The sequence below is a fragment of the Candidatus Accumulibacter phosphatis genome, assembly GCF_000024165.1.
GTDB lineage: Bacteria > Pseudomonadota > Gammaproteobacteria > Burkholderiales > Rhodocyclaceae > Accumulibacter > Accumulibacter phosphatis.
Genome location: NC_013194.1, coordinates 4,686,582 through 4,707,161, shown reverse-complemented (window position 1 = coordinate 4,707,161; position 20,580 = coordinate 4,686,582). Strand labels below are relative to the sequence as shown.

Here is a 20,580-nt window from a genome sequence, read left to right as displayed (position 1 = left end):
TGGCCGGCAAAGCCTAACGACGGCTGAGACGTTCGCGTTGCGGTTCGAGCTTGTCGAGGGTGGCGATGAAATCGTTCAGTCGCTTCCTTTCCTGCTCGACCACCTGCGCCGGAGCGCGCGCGACAAAACTCTCGTTGGCGAGTTTGGCTCGCGCCTTGCCGATCTCACCGACGAGGCGAGCGATTTCCTTGTCGAGTCGATCCATTTCAACGGCTGGATCGATCTGGATCTGCAGCATCAGCCTGGTCTCGCCGACGATGGCGATTGGTGCACTTGCCTCCGCGGGTAGTTCGTCGACGATCTGCACCTCGGCCAGCTTGCACAGGGCCTTCAGGTAGGGAGCGAATTCCTTGAGCGACTGGCTGTTGCCGCTGGCGAGCAGCGGCACGCGCAGCGCCGGTGAGAGGTTCATTTCGCCGCGCAGGTTGCGACCGGCGTAGGCGAGGGCCTTCAGTTGCTGAACACTGGCTTCGCTGTGCGCGTCGATCTTTTCCACTTGGGCCACAGGAAAGGCGGCGAGCATCACCGAGTCGTGGGTCTTGCGGCCGGCAATCGGTGCCACCGCCTGCCAGAGTTCTTCGGTGATGAACGGCAACAGTGGATGCGCCAGGCGAAGAACGGTCTCCAGCACCCGCGCCAGCGTTCGGCGTGTCGCGCGGATCTGTGGCTCGTCGCCATTCTGCAGCTGCACTTTGGCCAACTCGACGTACCAGTCACAGAACTCATCCCAGATGAACTCATAAGTTGCGCGTGCCAGCAGATCGAAACGGTAGTCGGCGTAGTGCTGGGCGACCTCGGCTTCGGTTCGCTGCAGCTTGCTGACGATCCAGCGGTCGGCGAACGAGAAGCTCAATGCGGTCGAGCAGCCGTCGCCCGTACAGGCAGCCAGACCGAGGTCCTGGCCGGCGGTGTGCATCAGGACGAAGCGAGCGGCGTTCCACAACTTGTTGCAGAAGTTGCGGTAGCCTTCGCAGCGGCTGAGGTCGAACTTGATGTCGCGCCCCGGGCTGGCCAGCGACAGGAAGGTAAAGCGCAGGGCGTCGGTGCCGAACGCCGGGATACCCGCGGGGAACTCCTTGCGGGTGCGCTTCTCGATCTGTTCGGCCTGTCGGGGATTCATCAGGCCGCTGGTTCGCTTATCAATCAGCGCCGCGAGGCCGATGCCGTCGATGAGGTCGATCGGGTCGAGGACATTGCCTTTCGACTTGCTCATCTTCTGGCCCTCTGCGTCGCGGATCAGGCCGTGAACGTAGACGTGGCGGAAGGGGATCTTGCCGGTGAGGTGCGTAGTCATCATCACCATCCGCGCCACCCAGAAGAAGATGATGTCGAATCCGGTGACCAGGACCGTGGACGGCAGGTAGAGGTCGAGGGCCGGATTCGTTTCGGCCGGCCACCGGGGTGTCCAGTCGAGCGTCGAGAAGGGCCACAGCGCCGACGAGTACCAGGTGTCGAGGACGTCCGCATCGCGCGTCAGTGGGCCGTCGTAGCCCTGTTCGGTGGCCTCGGCGCGGGCTTCCGCCTCATCATGGGCAACGAAGATCCGCCCGTCCTGGCCGTACCAGGCCGGGATCTGGTGGCCCCACCAGAGTTGTCGCGAGATACACCAGTCCTGAATGTTGTTCAGCCACTGGTTGTAGGTATTCACCCAGTTCTCGGGGAAGAACCGGATATCGCCCGTCGCCACGCAGGCCAGCGCCTTGCCGGCGATGCTCGTGCCGTCAGCGCCGGGCTTGCTCATGGCGACAAACCATTGGTCGGTGAGCATGGGTTCGATGACGACGCCGGTGCGGTCACCGCGCGGCACCTTCAGCGTGTGTGCCTCGACCTTGTCAAGCAGGCCTTCGCTCTCGAGGTCGGCGACCACCTGCCGGCGCGCGTCGAAGCGATCCATTCCCTGGTAGCGAGCCGGTGCGTTGTCGTTGATCCGGGCGTCGAGAGTCAGGATGGGGATCAGCGGCAGCTTGTGCCGCTGGCCGACGGCGTAGTCGTTGAAGTCGTGCGCCGGCGTTACCTTGACACAGCCAGTGCCGAACTCGAGATCGACGTAGGCATCGGCGATGATCGGGATTTCCCGCCCGCAAAGCGGCAGTCTCACCATTTTTCCCAGCAGGTGCCGGTAACGCTCGTCTTCTGGGTGGACCATCACCGCCGTGTCGCCGAGCATCGTTTCCGGTCGCGTGGTGGCGACGGTCAGCATCGCGCTGCCGTCAGCCAGCGGATAGCGGATGTGCCACAGGTGGCCTTGTTCTTCCTCCTGCACGACTTCGAGATCGGAGACCGCGGTCTGCAATACCGGGTCCCAGTTCACCAGGCGCTTGCCCCGGTAGATCAAGCCTTCCCGGTAAAGGCGGACGAAGGTCTGCGTGACGGTTTTCGACAGACCGGCGTCCATCGTGAAGCGCTCGCGGCGCCAGTCGGGCGAGGTGCCGAGGCGGCGCATCTGCCGGGTGATGGTGCTGCCCGAGAACTCTTTCCATTCCCAGACCTTCTCGAGGAACTTCTCACGGCCCAGGTCGTGGCGCGAGACTCCCTGCGCATCCAGCTGGCGCTCGACGACGATTTGCGTGGCGATACCGGCGTGATCCGTTCCGGGTTGCCAAAGCGTGTTGTCACCGCGCATCCGATGGTAGCGGGTAAGTGCGTCCATGATCGCCTGGTTGAAGCCATGGCCCATGTGCAGTGTGCCGGTTACATTTGGCGGCGGCAGCAGGATGCAGAAGGCTGCGGACTTCTCAGTATCGAGGCCGGCGTTGAAATAGCCTCTCGCTTCCCATTCAGGGTACCAGCGACGTTCGATTTCCGCCGGTTCAAAGCTTTTGGCGAGTTCCATAGCGAGCATTGGTGGATATCAGGATCGCGCATTATACCGGAACGTGCTCCGGCTCCGGGTCACACCGCCGGCTGGCTGTCGTGCGTCGCGGGTTCGTCGCCTCCGGGCTCGCCCAGGGGCAGGCGCAGTTGTCCTCGCTGGCCAAGGAAGTCACTCAATGCACTCCTGATCGTCGCCTCGAGGCCCAAGCGCAGTTCCCCGGTGGCCTTGACGAGCGTGGCTTCGAGCAGCGCCGGCACCTGGTCGGCCAGTTGCCGATCAATGACGTCGGCCAGGTCCCCGGCAAGCGTCGAGCGCAGCCCGGCGGCGATGCCGTGCGCGTCTTCTTCGGGGTCGCGCGGCGCGGGCAGGACCACGTCGGTGAGCACTGGCAGGTCGTCGTCGCTCGCCGTCGGGCGGCGCGCGGTGGCGTCCGGTCTGTCGGTGGCCGTCGCCGACGCGACGAAACTGCGCCGCCGGGGCATTCGTTGCGGTTGCTCGTGGCGCTCACCATCCGACAACTCAGCGTCCGCCTTGATCAGCGAGTCCGCACGACGCAAGAGATCCGTCGCGTCTGCCATCAGCCTTTCCCTGACAGATCGACATAGGTGATGTCGTAGCCACGATCCTTGTAGAACCTGGCGCGCTGGCGGCCGGCGGCGCGCTCCTCGTCCTGATGGCCGACGACTTCAATCAGGCTGGCAAAGCGGGAGAACCCCGGCGGCACCTCGGCTGCGAGATTGAAGAGGCGCTCGTCCTGGGGCACGACGTCCAGCTGGCTGGCGATCAGCACCGGCGTCTCGCCGGCCAGCGGCGAATCGCTGCGTACGTGCGGGAGGAAACCTGTTGGCGGGTGCATCCAAAGGTGGCGGTCCAGCGCGGCCGCCACCTCGGCATCCGGTGCGTAGACCAGCGCGGCTTTCTTCTGGGCGAACGCCTTGCCGAGCAAGGTGGCCGTCGCCACGATGCGGTCGCTGGCGCCATGGTAGAAGAAAACCTGGGTCAAGTCAGTTTCCCGGCCCGCTTCAGCAAGTAGTGCATGAGCAGCGGTACCGGCCGTCCCGTAGCACCCTTGTCGGTACCGGACTTCCAGGCGGTGCCGGCGATGTCCAGGTGCGCCCAGGCATACTTCCGGGTGAAGCGGGAAAGAAAGCAGGCGGCGGTGATGCTGCCGCCCCAACGACCGCCCACGTTGGCCATATCCGCAAACGGACTCTTGAGCAACTCCTGGTAGTCGTTCCAGAGGGGCATCTGCCATGCCCGGTCGTGTGCTTCATCGCCAGCATGGAGGAGTTCCCGGGCGAGAGTGTCGTTGTTCGCGAAGAGGCCGCTGGCGACGTGGCCAAGAGCGATCACGCAGGCGCCAGTCAGCGTCGCGACATCGATTACCGTGTCTGGGTCGAAGCGTGCCGCGTAGCTCAGAGCGTCGCAGAGAATCAGTCGGCCTTCGGCGTCGGTATTGAGGATCTCTATGGTCTGGCCAGACATCGAGGTGACGATGTCGCCCGGCCGGCTGGCGCCACCTCCGGGCATGTTCTCGGCGGTCGGCACGATTACCGTCAGGTTGATCGGCAGTTTCATCTGGGCCACCGCCTTGAGCGTTCCGAGCACGCTTGCGGCGCCGCACATGTCGTACTTCATCTCGTCCATGTCCGGGGCCGGCTTCAGCGATATCCCGCCGGTGTCGAAGGTGATGCCCTTGCCGACGAGCACCACGGGGCTGGCGTCGGCCTTGTCGCCCTTGTACTGGAGGACGATCAGCTTCGGCGGTTGCCGCGAGCCCTGGGCGACGGAGAGCAGCGAATGCATCCCGAGAGCCGCCATGTCGTCACGTTCCAGGACCTGGCACTCGATCTTGTGTTCGGCAGCCATGCGTTGCGCCGCTTCCGCGAGGTAGGTCGGGGTACATACGTTGGCGGGCAGATTGGCGAGATTCTTGCTGAGAGAGATGCCAGCGGCAATGGCCTGTCCCTGGTTCAGGGCCGCTTCGGCGGCGGCCAACTCGTTGCGGCGATCAACGACGAAGGTAAGCTTGCGCAGCGGTCGGCGAACCTTGTCCTTCTTGCTCTTGAACTGATCGAAACGATAGACGGCTTCGTGGGCGGCAATGCTTGCCTGCCGCACGCGCCACGCCGCGGAGCGCTTCTTGACGTTCGTTTCTGTGAGGAAGATGGTGCCGTCAAACGCACCGGTTTCATTGAGGGTGCGCACGGCACTGCGAATGGCGCTGCCGTACTCCTTGTCGCCGAACTCCTTCTCCTTTCCCAGTCCGACCAGAAGGACGCGGTCGCACAGGGTTCCGGGTACATTGTGCAGAAGTAGTGTGGAGCCCGACTTGCCCTCCATGTCGCCGCGGCGAATGATATCCGACAGGTGGTTGTGCGCCGCGTTGTCAAGCAGCTCGGCGGCCAGCGTCAGTTTGCGTGGTTCGAAAACGCCGACCACGACACAGGCGCTGCGTTGCTTTTCCGGGCTACCGCTTTTTATGCTAAATTCCACTCCCCCTCCTCGTGTGACGCGTATTTGCTGCAAAAGTCTGATTATCACTGCAGTTTTTCATCAAAGTCAAAAAATGATCTTTCAGCGCGCTGTCCGGCGCGAGTTCGCGCATGCGGCCTCCGGCATTTTCACGGCGCTTTTCGCCATCATGGTGACGACGCAGCTGATTCGCCTGCTCAACGAAGCCGCGCAAGGTGGCGTTGCGCCGGATGCCGTGGCCGCGCTCCTCGGTTTTGCCTCGCTCAACTATCTCCCGCCACTGTTGTCGCTATCCATGTTTGTCGCCATCCTGCTGACGCTTTCGCGCTGCTACCGCGATTCCGAGATGGTGGTGTGGTTCTCCTCCGGCTTGCCGCTGACCGCCTGGATCCGGCCGGTCCTGGTCTTCGCCATACCGTTGGTGGCGACGATCGCCGCGCTTTCCTTTTTTCTGTCGCCGTGGGCGGTGTCCCAGAGCGCCGAGTACCGTGGCAAGCTGAGTATTCGCAAGGATGCCGGCGAAGTTTCTCCGGGGACCTTCCACGAATCGTCGGCCGGTGACCGCGTGGTTTTCGTCGAAGGAATCGCCGAGGACACCAGCCAAGTCCGTAACGTCTTTGTCAGTGAAACGAAGGAAGGTCGTGTCGGGGTCACCATGGCCGTGACGGGTCACCAGGAGATAGCGGCGAACGGTGATCGTTTTATCGTCCTGCAGGATGGGCGCCGCTACGAGCTTGCGCCCGCTTCCCCGGAGGTTCGTATTCTCGAGTATGTGCGTTATGCGGTTCGCTTGGAAACCAAGGAGGCTCGAGGCATCACGCCTACTCCCAAGAGCATGCCGCTACGTGAACTGCTGCCGGTCGACCTGCCCGCCTATCGGGCCGAACTGCTCTGGCGTCTGAGCATTCCATGCTCGGCAGTAGTCATGGCCTTGTTGGCAATTCCGCTTTCGTTCGTCAATCCGCGCGCCGGTCGTTCGGCGAACATGCTGCTGGCCATACTGGTCTACCTCATCTACAACAATCTGCTGACGATCAGTCAAGGCTGGGTCGCCAGCGGGAAAGTGTCGTTTCCTGTCGGGCTGATGACGGTCCATCTTCTCATGCTGAGCCTCCTGCCACTCCTGTTCTATCATCGAATTGCCGTGCACTCCTTCGTGCGCCTGCCGCGATGAAGCTCTATCGTCGCTATGTGGGGCGCGAGGTAATGGGCGCCGTGCTGCTTGTCCTGCTGGGGTTTCTGGCGCTCTTCGCCTTCTTCGACATGCTTGGCGAGATCAGGAACGTCGGTCAGGGAGGCTATCAGCTGCATCATGCCTTTGCCTTCGTCCTGCTGCGGATTCCCGGGCGGGTCTATGAGTTGATGCCGATCGCTGTGTTGATCGGTACGCTGTATGCGCTGTCGACTCTGGCTCGCCATTCCGAGATCACGGTATTGCGGGTTTCCGGCTTGTCATCCGGCGGTTTGCTCACAGTGCTGTTCCAGGTGGCTGGTGTTCTTGCCGTGCTGACTTTCCTGATCGGTGAGTACGTTGCGCCGCCCTCCGAGCGGGCGGCGTTTCAGTTGCGCTCAAAGGAAAGAACCGGCATGGTCGGACAGGACTTGCGCTCCGGCTTGTGGGTCAAGGATGAGCGAAGCTTCATCAACGTTCGCATCGTCTTGCCGGATACGCGCCTGCGAGGAATCCGTATCTTCGAATTCGACGAGGATGCGAAGTTGCGCTCGATGACCGAAGCGGCGGAAGGCGAGTATGTCGTGCCGGACAGTTGGCGCTTGACCAACGTGGTGCAGACTGTCCTTGAAGGCGGGCGCGCCGAGGTGCGGAGCGTTCCGGACATGCAGTGGCGCTCGGCTCTCAACCCCGACATTCTTGCCGTTCTTCTGGTGTCACCCGATCGCATGTCCCTGCGGCATCTTTCGGCCTACACCAAGCATCTCGCGGACAATCATCAGACCACCAACCGTTACGACATCGCTTTCTGGAAGAAGGTGATCTACCCCCTGGCAGGCCTGGTCATGGTTGCGCTGGCGCTTCCCTTTGGCGGTGCGCACTCGCGGGTCGAGGGGGTCGGCCTCAAGATCTTTGTCGGAGTCATGATCGGCACCCTGTTCCACATGCTCAACGGCCTGTTCTCGAATCTCGGTGCGATCAACCACTGGTCGCCATTGCTCAGTGCGGCTACGCCGTCGATATTGTTCCTGCTGGCGGCAACGGCAATGATCTGGTGGGTCGAAAAGCGCTGATCGCTGCTCAGGTCATCACAAGCTGTGTGCCCGCCAAGCGGTCATGCAGGAATAGCCGGTCGCGATCGACAAGCGCCCACAGGATACCGGCACCGAGGAACACGAGACTTGGCCAACACATCAGGAAGCGCACGAAGGCCTGGGCCGGACGGACGGCCAGTCCGTCACGGGTTACCAGCCGGATACGCCAGGTTTTCATGGCCAGTGTTTGCCCGCCGTTGCTCCAGAACCAGAGAAAATAGATCAGCAGCACAATGAAGCAATGGGCCCAGCCGATGACAGGATGCAGGACGCCATGGCCGAAGGCACCGAGGAGGGCGTGCGGGAGGACCAGCAGTACCGCCAGGACGCCCAGCAGCAGGAGGGCTTCGTAGAACATGCTGGCCAGGCGGCGCAGAATGCTTGGCCGCCCAACGGGATCCGGCACCGCCATCAGCGCCTGGGTTCGGCTTCGCTGGACGGCGGCGCGGCGCTGCCGCTGGCGAGCGCAGGCGTATCACCCGCCATCGGGGGCGGGCTGCTGACCACGGGCGGCGGCGTCGATGGGGCCGGTCGAGCGGTCAGGGACGGCGGTGTGACACTGGTCGTCGTGCGCCCCGGTTTGGGTACCGGCTTGCTCTCGGCTTGCTGCTTGAGCCTCGCCTTTTCTTCCTCGGGCAGGTTGGAGTATTCCTCCCATTTCTGCTTGAGTTCCTGCTTCTGCTCAAGCGGAAGCTTGTTGGCAGTCTTGAAGTTCTCGCGCGCCAGACGCCGCTGTTCTGGGGTCAGCTTGCCCCACTCCTGCATCTGCACCTGGATTCGACGTTGTTCCTCCGGGGTCATGCTGGAGAAGCGGCGAGTGATCCCCAACCATTTCTTCTGGCGGTGATACTCCATGGCGTCCCAATCGTCGCTAAGCGGGGCGAGGATGGTCTTTTGCTCGACCGTCAACTCGCTCCACTGCGGCTGCGGCGGTGTGACAATAGCCGACGGGGTCGGGACCTCGGCCCAGCCGGTAGCTGCGATAAAGCCGATAAGGACTACTGCGAAGCGGAGCTTTTCAGCCATGCAGCAAAGCCCCTGTCGGTGTAGGCAGCAATCGGCAGGTCGTCGGCGAGCAGCGCGCTGTCGATCGCCTCGATTTCGGCGATGCTCTCGTCGGCGGACCAATAGGTGTAGGTGGCAACGCCAAGTGCAAGGAGCAGTGCCAGCAGAACCTGCCGCAGATGCAGGCCTTCGACTTGATGCTGCACGAAGTCGCCCGCCGTGGCCAGCGCCGAACGGCGCACCACGACCTTCTGCCGTGCGATTGCCTGCCTTCTGGCACTGGCGAGGCGATCGAGGGTCGTCGGCGGCAGTTCATGTAGCCCACGATTCAGGTATTGCCTGAGTTTGTACGCGAAATGTAGTTCATTCATAAGGAAATTCCTCTTGCCTTCAGTGCTGCCGCCAGCGTGTGGTTGGCACGCGAGCAGTGCGTCTTGACGCTGCCTTCCGAGCAGCCCATGGCCGACGCTGTTTCGGCAACATCCATATCTTCCCAGTAACGCAAGAGGAACGCTTCGCGTTGACGCGCTGGCAGCATTTCTATTTCTTTCTCAATTATGCCAAGGATTTGCGCCTGCTGAAGCTGGCCGTCCGGGGTCTGCGGGCTGTATGACCCCGACTCCCCGGCGATGGTTTCCAGCGGATCGTGATCCTCGTCATCGCTCGGCGAGAGCGAGGAAAGCAGGGTCGTCCACAGCGAACGTACCTTGCTGCGCCGGTAGTAGTCGCGAATCGTGTTCTGCAGGATGCGATGGAACAGCATCGGGAGTTCCGCCGGTGGGCGGTCGCCATACTTCTCGGCGAGCTTCATCATGGCGTCCTGGACGATGTCGAGCGCGGACTCCTCGTTGTGCACGGCGAACATCGCCTGCTTGAAGGCGCGACGTTCGATCTCGGTGAGGAAGTCTGACAGTTCGCGTTGGCTGGCCAGAGCGAAAATCCTTGCTGTTGTCGGTTTGGCACCTGTCTACGCAGGCGTCGTTTCTTGGGAATGCCTTGACCAATCGAGGCCGAAGCGTTAACGTTGCAGACTTTTTTCGAATGATTTGCGAGCTGGGGCGACGGCAATGACGATGATGACCGGTGCGGAGATTGTAATCAGGTGCCTGCAGGAAGAAAAGGTCGAATATGTGTTCGGCTACCCCGGCGGAGCAGTTCTGCATATCTATGATGCGTTGTTCAAGCAGGATCAGGTCAAGCATGTGCTGGTTCGCCACGAACAGGCCGCCGTGCACGCAGCCGACGGCCTGGCACGGTCGACCCACAAGGTCGGCGTTGCTCTGGTCACCTCGGGCCCTGGCGCGACCAATGCCGTGACCGGCATCGCCACCGCCTACATGGATTCGATTCCCCTGGTGATCATCTCCGGGCAAGTGCCGAACGAGTACATCGGGCAGGATGCTTTCCAGGAATGCGACACCGTCGGTATCACCCGGCCCTGCGTCAAGCACAACTTCCTGGTCAATGACGTGCGCAACTTGGCGGTGACGATCAAGAAAGCGTTCTATCTCGCCAACAGTGGTCGTCCCGGCCCGGTGGTGATCGACATTCCCAAGGACGTCACGGCCGCCAAGTGCAAGTTCGACTATCCGGAGACGATCCAGATGCGCTCCTACAACCCGGTCGTCAAGGGGCATCTGGGGCAAATCAAGAAGGCCGTGCACCTGCTCCTCGAGGCCAGGCGCCCGATGATCTACAGCGGCGGTGGCGTCATTCTCTCCAACGGAGCCGAGCAGTTGACCCGGCTCACCCGCCGTCTGGGTTTTCCGATTACCAACACCCTGATGGGCCTGGGTGCTTATCCCGCGACCGACCGGCAGTTCCTTGGTATGCCAGGAATGCACGGCACGGTCGAAGCCAACTTGGCCATGCAGCACTGTGATGTCCTTTTGGCCATCGGTGCCCGCTTCGATGACCGGGTGATCGGCAATCCGCAGAACTTTTCCTCGATACCCCGCAAGATCATCCATGTCGACGTTGATCCCTCGTCGATCTCGAAGCGGGTCCAGGTCGACGTGCCAATTGTCGGCAATGTCCCGGACGTTCTCGACGAAATGCTCAAGCTGCTCGAAGCCGGCAATGCCAGTCCGGATGCGGCGGGGCTCGCCGAATGGTGGCAGCAGATCGAGGAGTGGCGTGCCAAGCTGTGCATGAAATACCGCCGCAGGAAGAGCGTCATCATGCCGCAGTACGTGATGGAGAAACTCTACGAGGTGACTGGCGGCAACGCGATCGTGACCTCCGATGTCGGTCAGCACCAGATGTGGGCCGCGCAGTACTACAAGTTCGACCAGCCACGGCGCTGGCTCAACTCGGGCGGTCTTGGCACCATGGGTGTCGGCCTGCCCTATGCGATTGGCGCGGCGCTTGCCCATCCGGAGACACAGGTCGTCTGCGTTACCGGCGAAGGTTCGATCCAGATGTGTATCCAGGAGCTTTCCACGGCCAAGCAGTTCCGCTTGCCGATCAAGATCATCAATCTCAACAACCGCTACCTTGGCATGGTCAGGCAGTGGCAGGAAATGTTCTACGGCAGTCGTTACTCGGAGTCGTACATGGATTCGCTTCCCGACTTCGTGAAACTGGCCGAGGCTTACGGCCACGTCGGCATCCGCGTAGAGAAGCCGGAGGACGTCGAGGCCGCGCTGCACAAGGCGTTCGTCGATCACAAGGACGATCTCGTCTTCATGGATTTCATCACCGATCAGAAAGCGAATGTCTTTCCGATGGTGGCTGCCGGCAAAGGCCTTGCCGACATGATCCTGACTGAAGATCTGTAGGGGAAAGACAGCATGCGACACATTATCTCAATCCTGCTGGAGAACGAAGCTGGTGCGCTGTCGCGGGTGGCGGGCCTGTTCTCGGCGCGCGCCTACAACATCGAGACCCTGACCGTGGCACCGACCGAGGACGTTTCCCTGTCGCGCTTGACCATCGTCACCTCGGGCACGGACGCCGTTATCGAGCAGATCACCAAGCAACTGAACAAGTTGATCGATGTCATCAAGGTCGTCGATCTCTCCGAGGCGGCGCATATCGAGCGCGAACTGATGCTGATCAAGGTGCGCGCCATCGGTAAGGATCGCGAGGAGGTCAAGCGTCTGGCCGACATCTTCCGTGGCCATATCGTTGATGTGACCGAATCGACTTATGTCATCGAGCTTACCGCCAGCGGCGCGAAACTCGACTCCTTCATCCAGGCTATCGACGCCGGACTGATTCTCGAGACGGTTCGTACCGGGGTCTGTGGCATCGGCCGTGGCGAGCGCATTCTAAAGGTCTGATCAGACCGAACAGCAAGAGAGGATATTCCATGAAAGTTTATTACGACAAGGACGCCGACCTGTCCCTGATCAAGGGCAAGAAAGTCACCATCGTTGGCTACGGTTCGCAGGGCCATGCGCACGCACAGAACCTGAGCGATTCCGGTGTCAGGGTGACGGTCGGTCTGCGCAAGGACGGTGCTTCGTGGAGCAAGGCCGAGAATGCCGGTCTGACCGTGGATGAGGTTGCCAGTGCCGTCAAGGACGCCGACGTGGTCATGATGCTGTTGCCGGATGAAAGCATCCCACAGGTGTACAGCGCCGATGTCGCCCCGAACATGAAGAGGGGCGCTGCCCTGGCGTTTGCGCATGGTTTCAACATTCATTACAACCAGGTGGTGCCCCGCGACGACGTTGATGTGATCATGGTGGCGCCCAAGGGTCCCGGGCACACGGTGCGTTCCGAGTACCTCAAGGGTGGTGGCGTCCCGTCGTTGATCGCGGTGCACCAGGATCGATCCGGCAAGGCCCGCGACATCGCCCTCTCCTACGCCGCTGCCAATGGCGGCACCAAAGGCGGCGTGATCGAGACCAACTTCCGTGAAGAGACCGAAACCGACCTCTTCGGCGAACAGGCAGTGCTCTGTGGGGGCGCCGTCGAACTCGTCAAGATGGGCTTCGAGACCCTGGTCGAAGCCGGCTACGCGCCCGAGATGGCGTATTTCGAGTGCCTGCATGAGTTGAAGCTGATCGTCGACCTAATGTACGAGGGCGGCATCGCCAACATGAACTACTCGATTTCCAACAACGCCGAATATGGCGAGTACGTGACCGGCCCCGAGGTGATCAATGAACAGTCGCGTGCCGCGATGCGGGCGGCGCTCAGACGAATTCAGAACGGCGACTACGCGAAGATGTTCATCCTCGAAGGGCGAACCAACTATCCCGCGATGACCGCGCGTCGCCGCCTGATTGCCCAGCACGAGGTCGAGACCGTCGGTGCCAAGCTGCGCGACATGATGCCCTGGATCAAGAAGAACAGACTGGTTGACCAGAGCAAGAACTGATCGATCCTGTGATTTGCGGCAGGCGGGGGGCAGCCGCTTCCTCCCCGCCTGATCCCGATTTCAGTCAAGAGCGCAATGCCCGAAATCAAGCCTCGCAAGACCCTGTTCAACCCCGAGCTGCGGCGCCGAGGCATTTATGTCCTGCCGAACCTGTTTACCACGGCGGCGCTGTTCTGCGGTTTCTTTGCCATCGTCAAGGCGATGAGCGGCAGCTTCGAACAGGCGGCGGTGGCGATCTTCGTGGCCATGGTGCTGGATGGTCTCGATGGGCGAGTGGCACGCATGACGCGAACACAGAGCGCGTTCGGTGCGGAGTACGATTCGCTGTCCGACATGGTTTCGTTTGGCGTCGCTCCGGCGCTGGTCACCTACGCATGGGCGCTCAAGGACATGGGGCGACTGGGCTGGATAGCGGCTTTCATCTATTGCGCAGGCGCGGCCTTGCGTCTGGCGCGCTTCAATACGACGCTGGAAGTGATGGACAGACGTTACTTCCAGGGCCTGCCGAGTCCGGCGGCAGCCGCTGTGGTTGCCGGTTTTCTCTGGGTGATGATCGACAAGAACGTCGAAGTTGAGGATGTGCGTTGGCTTGCCTGCGGCCTGGTGATTTTTGCCGGCATCTCGATGGTCACCAACATCCGTTTCTACAGCTTCAAGGATTTCAACCTGCGGCGCAGCGTTCCCTTCATGTTCGTCGTTGCCATCGCCTTGGGGTTTGCCGTGGTCTCGTACGAACCTCCGGTTGCCCTGTTTGGTCTTTTTGTCGCCTACGCTCTGTCCGGGTATATCCTGGCCTTGACGCGTACGATCCGGTCGAGGACCTCACCACCGCCAGCTGCGTAGCGGAAGAGTGGCGATGAGAGGGGTGGTCGGCAGGGAATGCGCCGCGGGGTTGCGGCGTCTCGCTTGCTTGCCAAGTCAAAGCCGGCGCTACCGTTTGCTTACATGCTTTTTCCGGAGTCAGGACATGAAGGATCATCTGATAATCTTCGACACCACCTTGCGTGACGGCGAGCAAAGCCCGGGCGCGTCGATGACCAAGGAGGAAAAGTTGCGCGTTGCACGCCAGCTCGAGCGCATGCAGGTCGATGTCATCGAGGCGGGCTTTGCGGCAGCGTCGCCAGGCGATTTCGACGCTATCCGGTCGATTGCCAAGGCGATCAAGGGCTCGACCGTTTGCTCGCTGGCCCGCTCCAACGAGAACGACATTCGGCGAGCCGGCGAGGCGATTACCCCGGCGCCGCGTGGCCGGATTCATACGTTTATCGCCACCAGTCCGATCCACATGGAGAAGAAGCTGCGCATGGCGCCCGATCAGGTCGTCGAGGCGGCAGTCCGGGCCGTGCGCTGGGCGCGTGAGTACACCGATGACGTCGAGTTTTCGGCCGAGGACGCGGTGCGTTCGGACGTCGATTTCCTGTGCCGTGTTTTCGGGGCGGTCATCGAGGCAGGGGCGACAACCATCAACGTTCCCGATACCGTTGGCTACAGCGTTCCATCGGTATGGGGCGAACTGATCCGCACACTGATTGCGCGCGTCCCGGGCGCTGGCCAGGTGGTATGGTCCACCCACTGCCACAACGATCTGGGCATGGCAGTCGCCAATTCTCTTTCCGCAGTACTCGCTGGCGCGCGACAGGTCGAATGCACCATCAACGGCCTGGGTGAGCGCGCAGGCAACGCATCGCTCGAAGAAGTGGTCATGGCGGTGAGGACCCGCAGCGACATCTTTCCGGTCCAGACGCGCATCGATGCGACGCAGATCGTACCGGCTTCCAAGCTGGTTTCGCAAATCACCGGTTACCCGGTTCAGCCTAACAAGGCCGTGGTTGGCGCAAACGCTTTTGCGCATGAATCCGGGATTCATCAGGACGGCGTCCTCAAGCACCGTGAAACCTACGAGATCATGCGCGCCGAAGACGTTGGCTGGGCGCAGAACAAACTGGTACTCGGCAAGCATTCGGGGCGCAATGCCTTCAAGTCGCGGCTGTCGGCGTTGGGCATCGTGCTCGAGAGCGAAGAGTCGCTGAATGCCGCGTTTGCCCGCTTCAAGGAACTGGCTGACAAGAAGCACGAAATTTTCGACGAAGACCTGCAGGCGCTGGTTTCGGACGAAGAGATTGCTCCGGCCAATGAGTACTACAAGCTGGTCTATTCGCACGTTTGTTCGGAGACCGGCGAGACGCCGGCTGCCAATGTCACGCTGACGGCTGGCGGCGTCGAGAAGTCTGCATCGGGGATTGGTAGTGGCCCGGTGGACGCAACTTTCAAGGCCATCGAATGCATCGCCGAAAGCGGCGCGCAGTTGCTTCTCTACTCGGTCAATGCCATCACCACGGGCACCGACGCGCAAGGAGAGGTAACGGTGCGTCTGGCGAGAGGCGGTCGCATCGTCAATGGCAACGGTGCCGATACCGATATCGTGATTGCCTCGGCGAAGGCCTATCTCAATGCCTTGAACAAGTTGCAGTTTCCCGACCGTGTCGACCCACAGGGTGACGTTTGACGCGAATCCGCTGCGAATGCCGGGGCGACGGTTGGTCGTTCTCCTGGATTAGCTCGCCGCTGGACGGTTCAGCCTGGCGTAGCCAACCGCTGCGCAGAAGAAGACCAGCGAGAGGACGGTTTCGGCAACTGCCAGCCATTGGCTGAGCCCCTTCTCGGTGGTGGCGCGGACCACGCCTTCAGTGAAGTACAGAAGGATGAGCATCGACGCCCACTGGTACGAGTAGCGCCGACCGTTGAGGATTCCAAACAGTGGCGCGAGCAGCGGCAGGCACTTCAAAGCCAGCCACGAACCGCCGGTCTGTACCGGCGCGAGGCGCAGTTCCCAGGCGAGACAAAGGAAAATCAGGCCGATCAGGCTGCTGCATGCGGCCAGATAGAGGCTGCGGATTATCACGACGCGAGTTTCAGCGCAATGGCGGCAAGTCGGCGCCCCTGGGCGAACGCCAATCGGCGCTCTTCTTCCGTGAGCGTCGCGTTTCCCTCGCTGCCGGCGAGATGGCTGGCGCCATAGGGCGTGCCGCCGCTGCGCGTGCTGGCGAGATCCGTCTCGCCATATGGTAGGCCCAGGAGCAGCATGCCGTGGTGTAGCAGTGGCAGCATCATCGAGAGCAGCGTACTCTCCTGCCCGCCGTGCGCGCTGGCGGTGGAGGTGAAAACGCAGGCCGGCTTTCCGGCCAGCGTCCCGGCAGACCACTGGGCGGCCGTGCTGTCCCAGAAGTACTTCATCGCCGCCGCCATGTTGCCAAAGCGTGTCGGGCTGCCGAGCGCCAGCCCGATGCATTCCTCCAGATCGGCGGCTTCGACGTAAGGCGCCCCGCTTCCTGGGGCTTCCGGCTCGCTGGCCGTGCATACCGGAGAGACCTTCGGTACCGTCCGAAGACGAGCCGTGACCTGTCGGCTTGACTCAATCCCACGCGCGATCTGGCGAGCGAGCGCCTGTACCGAACCGCGGTGGCTATAGTAAAGAACGAGAATCTCGGGCATCGGGTTATTATAACGGCCTCATGGCCGCTGAACGTTTTCCCTGGCGTCGTTTCGTCCTGCGCGTTGCGCGTCGTTTCGTCGAGGAGAATTTTGACCAGATCAGTGCCAGTCTCGCCTTCACTACGCTTCTCTCGCTGGTGCCACTGGTTGCCGTAATTCTCAGCATAGTCGCTCTCGTCCCATTCTTTCCGAGCATGCTCGATCAATTGGCGCAGTTTCTGGCCCGCAGCCTCCTGCCCGAGCGCAGTGCCGGAATGATCATCGACTACGTGCTGCAGTTTTCCCATCAGGCAGTGAATGTCACTGCGGTCGGGTCGATCGCGCTGGTGGCGACGGCTCTGCTGTTGTTGCTGACCATCGAGCGGGTCTTCAACCACGTTTGGTCGGTCACCGAAACGCGTCCATGGTGGCACCGACTGCGGCTCTTTGCGGGCTTGATTGCCTTATGGCCGCTGGTGATCGGCGGTGTGTTGCTGGCCACGTCCTATGCGGTCACCACCTCGCTTGGCTGGCTGGACGAACCGCCGTGGCTGCGGCGCCTGCTGTTCAAGGCGCTCGGACTGATGGTTGCCAGTCTGTTTCTTGGTGGGCTCTACCATGCGCTGCCCAACACTCGGGTGGCGCCGCGCGACGCGGCGTGCGCGGGCCTCGTGGCGGCGCTCGGCTTCCTCCTGATGCAGAAGGCCTTCGAGCTGTACCTCTCCAATTTTCCCTCGTACGCCGCCGTGTACGGCGCTTTTGCCACCCTGCCGCTGTTCCTTCTCTGGCTCTATCTGTCCTGGGCCGTAGTCCTCATGGGGGCTCTCGTTGCGGCGACACTCCCTGAGTTCAGGGCGGAACGAGAAAGCATTTCGCCGGCCTAGAAGGGATTTTCGTCAGGTTCGATCGACAGGATGTCGACGCTGCCGGTCTGCTCGTCAACGTTGGTGCGCTTGACTTCGCGGACGACGAGATTGCCTTTCTCGATCACCAGAATCAGCTTCTGACGCTGCTTCGGCAAGGCGCCCGACGCGACGACCAGTAACTGGCTGGATCGCAGCAACGGTATTTCGGGCAGGATGAGGACTCGCAGGTGCTGGGTTCCCAGGGCATCAGACGGCTGCGCGAGGATAGCGGGAACAGCTCTTGGCGCGAGGATCTGGAGCCCCAACTCAAGATGTTCGGGGTTCTCCGATACCGCCCAGCGGACCAGACAGATCTGCCAATTCTGCTCTCCGCCCGTACGAACTGCGGCAATGTCACCGACCGACAATGCCCCGGTCTTGCCGGAGACGTGCATTACGGCGTAACCGTCGGGGCTTTCGTTGGTAATCATCCAGGTAGACAATTCCAGATCGGCCGCCTCTCCTGTCTGGCAGAGTTGCCAGAGGCCGTCGATGCCGGAACTCAGGATCGTGCGGTGATTCTGCCGGCGGCGCTGGAAGCGTCTCTTGCCAGAATCGCTCCAGCGGCCCGCCAGGCGGCGAAGGACGCCGAGTCCGGCCGGCGTGCCCGCGAAATCAGGCAAACCGATAGCTTGTGCCGGTGTTCCGTCATCAAGTTTTGCAATCTGTGTCTTTAGCAGCGCAGTGAGGCGGGCGCAGGACAGGCCGTCCAGAGCGACGGTCGGCGGGGCGAGCCGACGCGAACAGGAGATGGCGGGTAGATCGCGCTGCGGGTCGATCCAGAAAGTGCCAGGCTGGACCGCGGCGGCGGCGGCAATCGGTTCAATCTCGTCGGCAAAGCGGTCGAAGTAGGCAGCAAGGAACAGGACTTCCCGCGCCGTCAGTGAGGCGGGCTGGGCGCAGCCGAGCAGGACAGCCGCATGGTAGAGGTGCTGAGGGCTGCTGGCGGCACCTTCCGGAACGAGGGTGTGCAGCTTCTGTGCGCGCGCCACCGCAAAGGTCTGATGCAACTGTTGCCAGGTGCCGCTGCGCGCGGGGGCGGCGATCATATGGCCGATCAGCAACTGCCGAGCGAGCGCGTTCAGGCTTCGCCAGACTGCCAGATCGAGCGTCGTCATGCGCTCAATCGGATCAACCCGATCGACGCCGACCCCATTCGGCAGCACAAGGGTCTCGTCCGCGAGCATCTGCAGCAGATCCAGAACGCTGCGGACGACTCGTCGCGCCTTTGCCGGCACGGGCAAGGTCAGGTCGGTCAGCGAGGGCAGCAGGTCGTCAATGACTGAGCAACTACGCCTGTACAAGCCATCGAGAGCGCGGGCTCTCTGTTGCGGTGTTCCGCCGACGTCACGCCAGGCCTTGAGATTGGCTCGCAGCGACGGGAGTTCATCGGCGGGGTGCGGCGCAGGTGGTTCCGCCAGCCATTGCAGTATGGTTCGGATGCCCGAGTGCTTGGCAAGGTTGTCAGCGGTGCCGGTGGCGTTGAAAGTGGTGTTGGTCATCAGGCTACCTGCCAAAGAGGTCTTGCGTCGTCAGACGGTCGGCATCTCCGCGCCCTGACCCGGCGGCGCACTGAGCGTGCGGCGTCAGATCGGGGCGGGCATCATAAAATCAATATTTTGGCCTTTGGCTACCGTTTCCAGAATTATACCTTCGCGTTTGTTGGGGTGGCCAACTTCCTGTGGTAGCAGTCCGCCCGCTGGTGGAGTTCCTCCACGAACTCCGGCGGCGCAGAGCGATGCGAACATAGTATTTTCCAATTCAGGTATGAGCCTGAAGGAGCGACGGAGTGGGTGACGCGGTGATGTGGGCTGAGGGGTTGAAAAGGGCAGTCTAACGGATTCCGCCGGGGGCGTTGAGATGATCCTGGCGGGTTGGTTTTGATCTTGGGTGTTAAGGGAATATTTATTCCGGTTGTACGCTTTGCTGCCCGCAGGGCTTCCGGCGGGCAGATGGCGCAGCCATTCGTCCGTCTGTCAAGCGCAGCGCGGCAGGCTTTCGGCTGGCGTCGTCGCCGGTACGTGTCAGGCTCGGCGCTTGGGTTTGACGAAGCCGGCAAAGAGTTCGCGCTTGGCGGATTGCATGGCCTGGGCGGCCGCCAGATCGGTTTGTGACCTGGCCTGAATCTGCAAGGCCTCCAAGGTGATGCCCGGCTTGAAGGTGACCCGACCCAGTGGCGCCAGCTGGGTCAAACACTCGAGTGGCGTCTTCACCTCCTGAGGCTTGTAGCGCTTGACGGTCTTGCCCTTGTCATTGGTGATCAAGGTCGCGAACAGGCACGGGCGGTGCAGATTGAGCCAGGGATTGAAGGTATCCTGGTAGAACGCGTTGATCGGCTTGGCGTACGCCTGCGGGATATGGTCGTAGCCCATGTGCTTGCGGACCACGCTGGCATTCTTGCTCTCGGCCAGGGCGTTGTCGTTACTGTGCCGGGAGCGTGACTTGGTTTGCTCGATGCGCAGCTTCTCGAGTAGGCTCGCAACGTGATGATTGATGTACTCGGAGCCGTTGTCGGAGTGAAAACCGACAATGACGAACGGGAACTGATCGATGATCAAAGCCAGCACCGGCAACAGAAAGGCCTCGCTGATGCCTTCTACGCATGCCTCGACCTGCCACTGGCTGACGGCATCGACGCAGGTGATGTGATAGACGCCCTTGACGCCGTCCTGATCGCCCTGATGAACGGTATCGATGCGTACAAAGCCGGCGCGTCCCTCCGGGCCGGGGGCTTTGCGAACGCCGATCGCGTTGCACACCGGGCGGGTCTTGGTGAAGCTCCTGCGCCGGGCCTGATAGCCGGCGCTCTTGCGCAGGTTGTACAGGTGCGAGACGGACAGCTTGGCCAGGCGCTCGTAACGGGGATCGTCATAGTCCCGGTAGGCCCGTTGCAGAAGGTGCGCGATGGCCGGCCCGCAGACGTCTTCATGGGCCTGGTCCATCTCCACGAGCAACGCCACGTCGACGGCGGTGTACTTGCGTGCAAAGGGCGCGGCAGGCGCACGGTAGCGCTTGACCAAGGGGACCGCCGCCAGGCGGTTACACTGCCAACGGGTCACCAGGCGGGTCACCTGAGCCCGACTGTAGCCGCTGGTGTGCTGCAGGTACCTCAGCAGCACGCCGCGCTCGCGCTTGTTGCGACCGGGGTAGTCAAAACGTGCGAGGACGCGACTGATGTGCCCATACCGCTCGCCGTTGTCGTCTGCCGCCGAGAACTCTATCGAGCCGCTGGCGGTGAGAAACTGCTCGATCTGCTCGATCGTGGTCAGCCGTGCTTCGTTCATGTTGATCACCATCCTTGCGATGATCAACCC

20 protein-coding genes are annotated in these 20,580 nt (G+C 61.9%); 8 read left to right on the top strand and 12 right to left on the bottom strand.

From position 1 onward, the window contains the following. Positions 1 to 13: 13 nt before the first annotated feature. From CAP2UW1_RS20530 to CAP2UW1_RS20515, 4 genes are read right to left on the bottom strand one after another with little or no spacing between them, the layout of a single operon-like run. Positions 14 to 2,833 carry a valine--tRNA ligase gene (locus CAP2UW1_RS20530; protein ID WP_041567946.1) on the bottom strand — a complete coding sequence of 940 codons (2,820 nt, stop codon included), beginning with the start codon at positions 2,831 to 2,833 and terminating at the stop codon, positions 14 to 16. 59 nt (positions 2,834 to 2,892) lie between these two features. Continuing rightward, positions 2,893 to 3,393 carry a hypothetical protein gene (locus CAP2UW1_RS20525; protein WP_015768532.1) on the bottom strand — a complete coding sequence of 167 codons (501 nt, stop codon included), beginning with the start codon at positions 3,391 to 3,393 and terminating at the stop codon, positions 2,893 to 2,895. Then, positions 3,393 to 3,818, bottom strand: a complete 426-nt coding sequence (locus CAP2UW1_RS20520) for a DNA polymerase III subunit chi (protein WP_015768531.1) — start codon at positions 3,816 to 3,818, stop codon at positions 3,393 to 3,395. Before CAP2UW1_RS20520 ends, CAP2UW1_RS20525 begins: the two co-directional genes overlap by 1 nt. Beyond that, positions 3,815 to 5,311: a leucyl aminopeptidase gene (locus CAP2UW1_RS20515; protein WP_015768530.1), complete on the bottom strand. Its 1,497-nt coding sequence runs from the start codon at positions 5,309 to 5,311 to the stop codon at positions 3,815 to 3,817. The genes CAP2UW1_RS20520 and CAP2UW1_RS20515 overlap by 4 nt, the downstream gene beginning before the upstream one ends. Before the next feature lie 73 nt (positions 5,312 to 5,384). Here CAP2UW1_RS20515 and lptF point away from each other — a divergent pair, with 73 nt between their 5' ends. Together lptF and lptG are read left to right on the top strand one after the other, a co-directional pair. After that, complete coding sequence (gene lptF, locus CAP2UW1_RS20510) at positions 5,385 to 6,464, top strand: LPS export ABC transporter permease LptF (protein ID WP_015768529.1); 1,080 nt, start codon at positions 5,385 to 5,387, stop codon at positions 6,462 to 6,464. Then, positions 6,461 to 7,534, top strand: coding sequence for an LPS export ABC transporter permease LptG (gene lptG / locus CAP2UW1_RS20505; RefSeq protein ID WP_015768528.1), 1,074 nt, complete (start codon positions 6,461 to 6,463; stop codon positions 7,532 to 7,534). Before lptF ends, lptG begins: the two co-directional genes overlap by 4 nt. Positions 7,535 to 7,541: 7 nt before the next feature. On the opposite strand, the gene CAP2UW1_RS20500 is transcribed toward lptG, so the two are convergent. The 4 genes from CAP2UW1_RS20500 to CAP2UW1_RS20485 are packed head-to-tail and all read right to left on the bottom strand — an operon-like array spanning position 7,542 to position 9,491. After that, positions 7,542 to 7,967, bottom strand: a complete 426-nt coding sequence (locus CAP2UW1_RS20500) for an RDD family protein (protein ID WP_015768527.1) — start codon at positions 7,965 to 7,967, stop codon at positions 7,542 to 7,544. Beyond that, positions 7,967 to 8,581 (bottom strand): DUF3106 domain-containing protein, encoded by a 615-nt coding sequence (locus CAP2UW1_RS24825; protein WP_015768526.1) that lies wholly within the window; start codon positions 8,579 to 8,581, stop codon positions 7,967 to 7,969. The genes CAP2UW1_RS20500 and CAP2UW1_RS24825 overlap by 1 nt, the downstream gene beginning before the upstream one ends. Continuing rightward, complete coding sequence (locus CAP2UW1_RS24820) at positions 8,554 to 8,931, bottom strand: DUF3619 family protein (RefSeq protein ID WP_015768525.1); 378 nt, start codon at positions 8,929 to 8,931, stop codon at positions 8,554 to 8,556. Before CAP2UW1_RS24820 ends, CAP2UW1_RS24825 begins: the two co-directional genes overlap by 28 nt. Beyond that, the gene (locus tag CAP2UW1_RS20485; protein WP_041567945.1) at positions 8,928 to 9,491 is read right to left on the bottom strand and encodes an RNA polymerase sigma factor; all 564 of its coding nucleotides are present in this window, start codon (positions 9,489 to 9,491) and stop codon (positions 8,928 to 8,930) included. Before CAP2UW1_RS20485 ends, CAP2UW1_RS24820 begins: the two co-directional genes overlap by 4 nt. Positions 9,492 to 9,627: 136 nt before the next feature. Between CAP2UW1_RS20485 and ilvB the strand changes: the two genes are divergently transcribed. From ilvB to CAP2UW1_RS20460, 5 genes are all read left to right on the top strand, one after another. Next, positions 9,628 to 11,340 carry a biosynthetic-type acetolactate synthase large subunit gene (gene ilvB / locus CAP2UW1_RS20480; protein WP_015768523.1) on the top strand — a complete coding sequence of 571 codons (1,713 nt, stop codon included), beginning with the start codon at positions 9,628 to 9,630 and terminating at the stop codon, positions 11,338 to 11,340. Between the two features lie 12 nt (positions 11,341 to 11,352). After that, entirely contained in the window at positions 11,353 to 11,844 is a 492-nt protein-coding gene (ilvN, locus tag CAP2UW1_RS25110) for an acetolactate synthase small subunit (protein WP_015768522.1), read from the top strand. A 29-nt stretch (positions 11,845 to 11,873) separates the two neighbouring features. Next, a complete protein-coding gene (gene ilvC / locus CAP2UW1_RS20470; RefSeq protein ID WP_015768521.1) occupies positions 11,874 to 12,890 on the top strand; it encodes a ketol-acid reductoisomerase in 1,017 nt (338 codons plus the stop codon). A 75-nt stretch (positions 12,891 to 12,965) separates the two neighbouring features. Further along, a complete protein-coding gene (gene pssA / locus CAP2UW1_RS20465; protein ID WP_015768520.1) occupies positions 12,966 to 13,733 on the top strand; it encodes a CDP-diacylglycerol--serine O-phosphatidyltransferase in 768 nt (255 codons plus the stop codon). Positions 13,734 to 13,857: 124 nt separating this feature from the next. Then, entirely contained in the window at positions 13,858 to 15,396 is a 1,539-nt protein-coding gene (locus CAP2UW1_RS20460) for a 2-isopropylmalate synthase (RefSeq protein ID WP_015768519.1), read from the top strand. A gap of 48 nt (positions 15,397 to 15,444) precedes the next feature. Here the strand turns inward: CAP2UW1_RS20460 and CAP2UW1_RS20455 are convergent, their stop codons facing one another. Together CAP2UW1_RS20455 and wrbA are read right to left on the bottom strand one after the other, a co-directional pair. Next, complete coding sequence (locus CAP2UW1_RS20455; protein WP_015768518.1) at positions 15,445 to 15,792, bottom strand: DUF2069 domain-containing protein; 348 nt, start codon at positions 15,790 to 15,792, stop codon at positions 15,445 to 15,447. Beyond that, positions 15,789 to 16,382, bottom strand: a complete 594-nt coding sequence (gene wrbA, locus CAP2UW1_RS20450; RefSeq protein ID WP_015768517.1) for an NAD(P)H:quinone oxidoreductase — start codon at positions 16,380 to 16,382, stop codon at positions 15,789 to 15,791. The genes CAP2UW1_RS20455 and wrbA overlap by 4 nt, the downstream gene beginning before the upstream one ends. A gap of 20 nt (positions 16,383 to 16,402) precedes the next feature. On the opposite strand from wrbA, the gene CAP2UW1_RS20445 reads away from it, so the two are divergent. Continuing rightward, positions 16,403 to 17,245 carry a YihY family inner membrane protein gene (locus tag CAP2UW1_RS20445; RefSeq protein WP_015768516.1) on the top strand — a complete coding sequence of 281 codons (843 nt, stop codon included), beginning with the start codon at positions 16,403 to 16,405 and terminating at the stop codon, positions 17,243 to 17,245. Here the strand turns inward: CAP2UW1_RS20445 and CAP2UW1_RS20440 are convergent. After that, positions 17,242 to 18,768 carry a hypothetical protein gene (locus CAP2UW1_RS20440; RefSeq protein WP_015768515.1) on the bottom strand — a complete coding sequence of 509 codons (1,527 nt, stop codon included), beginning with the start codon at positions 18,766 to 18,768 and terminating at the stop codon, positions 17,242 to 17,244. The two genes, CAP2UW1_RS20445 and CAP2UW1_RS20440, sit on opposite strands and share 4 nt — an antisense overlap. A gap of 522 nt (positions 18,769 to 19,290) precedes the next feature. Next, entirely contained in the window at positions 19,291 to 20,550 is a 1,260-nt protein-coding gene (locus CAP2UW1_RS20435) for a DDE-type integrase/transposase/recombinase (RefSeq protein WP_015765610.1), read from the bottom strand. Positions 20,551 to 20,580 lie beyond the last annotated feature (30 nt).